Origin of the sequence: Pseudoalteromonas sp. c7(2019), from assembly GCF_011378625.1 — a bacterium.
Taxonomy (GTDB): domain Bacteria; phylum Pseudomonadota; class Gammaproteobacteria; order Enterobacterales; family Alteromonadaceae; genus Pseudoalteromonas; species Pseudoalteromonas arctica.
In genome coordinates this window covers 1-3,376 of sequence record NZ_WTKS01000033.1, presented here as the reverse complement: position 1 = coordinate 3,376, position 3,376 = coordinate 1, and the positions used below count along the sequence as shown (strand labels likewise).

The following is a 3,376-nucleotide window of genomic DNA, read 5'->3' as shown; positions in this document are numbered from 1 at the left end:
ATGAATTCTGAATTTATTTTAATATCTTTCGATATTGAATTGACTGTGCCGAAGCAACTTATAAATAAGTTACTTCTGTTGGTCACTCAGTTTTCAATTGAGACTCTAATTTGTTTGCCTCGTTACTTGCTCAATAAAGAACGAAGTAGTTTGGCTGTTAGAACTCAATCTGTACGAGTGCCCACACAGATGATTGCTTTATATTGTTAAAGAACGTTTGATTCGCCTTAGCGTCTCAAGGGATGCGAATAATACACCCTTTATTTTTCGAGTCAACACTTAGTTTTAAACTTTCTTTTTAGAAGATTTAAAACCGAAGTTTTATTTAACTCTCTGAGTAGTTCGTGCCTCGCTATGCGTTGGCGTTTCCCGTCTCAGTGGGGTCGCATTATAGGGAGCGGCGGATTTTACGCAAGCGTTATTTGCATAAAACAGTAATTAAAATTAAGCCCCAAGCAAGCACACATGATAAGCACAAGTTACCCACAAAAATCTGTTGATAACTCTTGTTTTTACATAGCTAAACCATTCTATAGCTTTTAATTAAAACCCTGAAAATACAAAAAGCACCTTATATAGGTGCTTCTCAAAAGTAATAGTTATTAGAATCTAGGGTCTGTTTATCTTTCAAGGTTAAATTTGCAGCAGCCTGTTTGGTATTCAGGCAAGGCAGAGCCTATGTAGTGTGGTTACTCCCCATAAATAGGCGATAACGTAGCATTAATGCCAAACAGGCGCTGCCCAAAGGGTTCTTCCTAGGGGCTATTTACTCTTTGTTACTCGGTTTTTACTTATTCTTACATGGATGTAAGCCAGTAGGGTAACGCAGGAGCAGTTACCGAGCCCACTAGGTTACAAACCTCGCGCCGCGATTAACCCCCCCCCTAGTTTGAACAAATTTTAATCCGCAAAGAGCAACAGACCCTAGTATAAAATACTATATAACTTGCGACGATACTTTGCTGCGAGTGCGTCGCCATCAGGTAAAGAGGCAATAATGGCTAAAAAGCTTGGTTTCGCTTCATTGAAATTCAGATCTTTTTGCAGCACTGTAAATAGTATATCCAATGCTTCTTCTTTTCTGCCTGCTTCATTGAGTAAAATACTGAGCTCTTCTTTTAATTCTAGGTCATTTGGGTACTTTTCTACTTGTTGTTGCTTTTCTTTAATCTCTGGTGAGTCTTTTGCTTCAAGCGCAGCTTCGCATTTTGCTTTTATATTATTAAAGTAAGCATCTTGCTCTTGTACGTCTATTGTATTTATAAGCGCTTGGGCTTCATCTACCTTGTGAATTTGAATACATATGTCTGCTAGCACTAATTTGATACGTGCATTACCGCTGTCTATTTCATAAGCTTGCTTTGCATAATTAAATGCAGCATTTAAATCTGACTTTAATAACGCTTGCTTTGCTTGTTCTAACAGTAAGTCTTGTTGTGCAGGTAAATGCTTTGCTAGGGCTTCGCGTATTTGTGCTTCGCTTTGAACACCTGCAAGTAAATCTACTGGTGCAGAGTCTTTTAATAATACAAGGGTAGGCAGTGTTTGCAGACCAACTTGTTGCGCAAGTTGAGATGCGAGTGCTTGCTCTGCATCGCAATCTAGGTTTGCTACTACTATATAGCTTGCATATTCTGCCGCTACTTTATCTAAAATTGCAGCCTGTCCGATACAGTCAGGACTTTGAGGAGAGAAAAAGTTAAGCAACACCAATTTTTGTTGTGATGTTTCACCGAGTACTTGTTGAAGGTTTTGCACATTAATACTAACTATGTTGCTCATTGAATTGATTGCCATATTCATCTATTTAGGTTTTTATATGGTGGTGAACATAATAATTACAAGTCATATACCTAAATCATCCGGTATACATATTCAACAATGAGGGAAAACATGAAATTAACTTATCTAAGTGCAATACTTTTATTAGCAAGCCCATTAGTACAAGCAAATGGACTCGATTTGAATTTAAGCAAAACCATGCCAGCTATAGAAAAGTTTTACCTTGATTTACACCAATCGCCAGAGCTTTCTTATCACGAACAAGAAACGGGTAATAAAATAGCGGATAAATTAACTCAGCTGGGTTTTAAAGTAACAAGTAATGTAGGTGGCTTTGGTGTTGTCGGCATTTACAAAAACGGAAACGGTCCAACCGTGATGATCCGTACTGACACCGATGGCTTACCTATTATAGAGCAGACAGGAAAGTCCTATGCCTCAAAAGTTAAAGTAATAGACGAGCATGGTGCGAAAGTAGGTGTAATGCACGGTTGTGGCCACGATATTCACATGAGCTCTTTTATTGGTACTGCTGAGCAATTAATAGTACACAAAGATCAATGGAAAGGCACTTTGATGATGGTTGCACAGCCTGCCGAAGAAGTTGGTGGGGGTGCTAAAGCCATGTTAGGCGAAGGACTATTTAGTAAATATGAAAAACCTGATCATATAATTGCTTTGCATGTAAGTGCTAGCGTCCCCGCTGGTAAGGTATCAATGAAAAATGAATACACTATGGCAAGTGTAGATTCTGTCGATATTACAATTAAAGGTAAAGGTGGTCATGGTGCTTATCCGCATACAACTATAGACCCTGTGATTATAGCTGCACGCACAGTACTTGCTCTGCAAACAATCACAAGCCGAGAACTTTCACCGCTAGAGCCTTCGGTTATTACGGTTGGGTCTATTCATGGTGGCTCAAAACATAATGTGATTTCGGATGAAGTAAAACTACAACTCACTCTCAGAAGCTATAACCCAAATGTTAGAAGTGCTCAAATAGCAGCAATAAAACGAATCACGGCAGGTATTGCACAAAGTGCTGGCCTAAATGAATCAAACTACCCTGTAGTATATGTACATGAAGATGAATCTATTCCATCTACTTATAATAACCCTGCACAAACAGACATTGTTAGAAACTCTATTGCCAGCGCAATTGGTGATACTAATGTGCTTGAAACACAAGCTGTAATGGCGGGTGAAGACTTTGGCCTATACGGACGCACCGATGAAAATATCCCGATTACCTTATTTTGGCTAGGAGGTGTAAACCAAGCACAATATGCAGATTCGATAAAAACAGGTGAAGTACTCCCTTCCCTACACTCTAGTAAATTTGCACCAGATTATAAAGTTGCTATCCCTACCGGAATAAAAGCAATGAGTAACGCTGCTGTTGCTTTATTTAATAAGTAACCTGATGTAATGGTCTCCTCCCTATACGGCATCTGTGTGCCATGATTAAAGTGGTTACAATAATCAAAGGGAGAAGACCAAATGAAGATTACAACAATTGGTTTAGACATAGCAAAAATATTTTTCCATGTGGTGTGCTGCAATGAACAAGGGCGCTTAGTTAAAAAGAAAA

At 38.8% G+C, this 3,376-nt stretch carries 3 protein-coding genes; 2 read left to right on the top strand and 1 reads right to left on the bottom strand.

Annotated elements, in window-relative coordinates; all coding sequences use genetic code 11:
• The coding region (locus tag GQR38_RS20400) for a hypothetical protein (RefSeq protein ID WP_206006342.1) at positions 1-210 on the top strand (210 nt) is incomplete at its 5' end.
• A gap of 714 nt (positions 211-924) precedes the next feature.
• Here the strand turns inward: GQR38_RS20400 and GQR38_RS19805 are convergent.
• The gene (locus tag GQR38_RS19805) at positions 925-1,782 is read right to left on the bottom strand and encodes a tetratricopeptide repeat protein (protein WP_007587107.1); all 858 of its coding nucleotides are present in this window, start codon (positions 1,780-1,782) and stop codon (positions 925-927) included.
• A 111-nt stretch (positions 1,783-1,893) separates the two neighbouring features.
• Here GQR38_RS19805 and GQR38_RS19800 point away from each other — a divergent pair, with 111 nt between their 5' ends.
• A complete protein-coding gene (locus tag GQR38_RS19800; protein ID WP_165723092.1) occupies positions 1,894-3,204 on the top strand; it encodes an amidohydrolase in 1,311 nt (436 codons plus the stop codon).
• Positions 3,205-3,376: the final 172 nt, after the last annotated feature.

Excerpts from the sequence above, each read along its gene's own strand:
- GQR38_RS19805 (WP_007587107.1), bottom strand. The coding sequence starts at position 1,782 with ATGAGCAACATAGTTAGTATTAATGTGCAAAACCTTCAACAAGTACTC.
- GQR38_RS19800 (WP_165723092.1), top strand. The coding sequence starts at position 1,894 with ATGAAATTAACTTATCTAAGTGCAATACTTTTATTAGCAAGCCCATTA.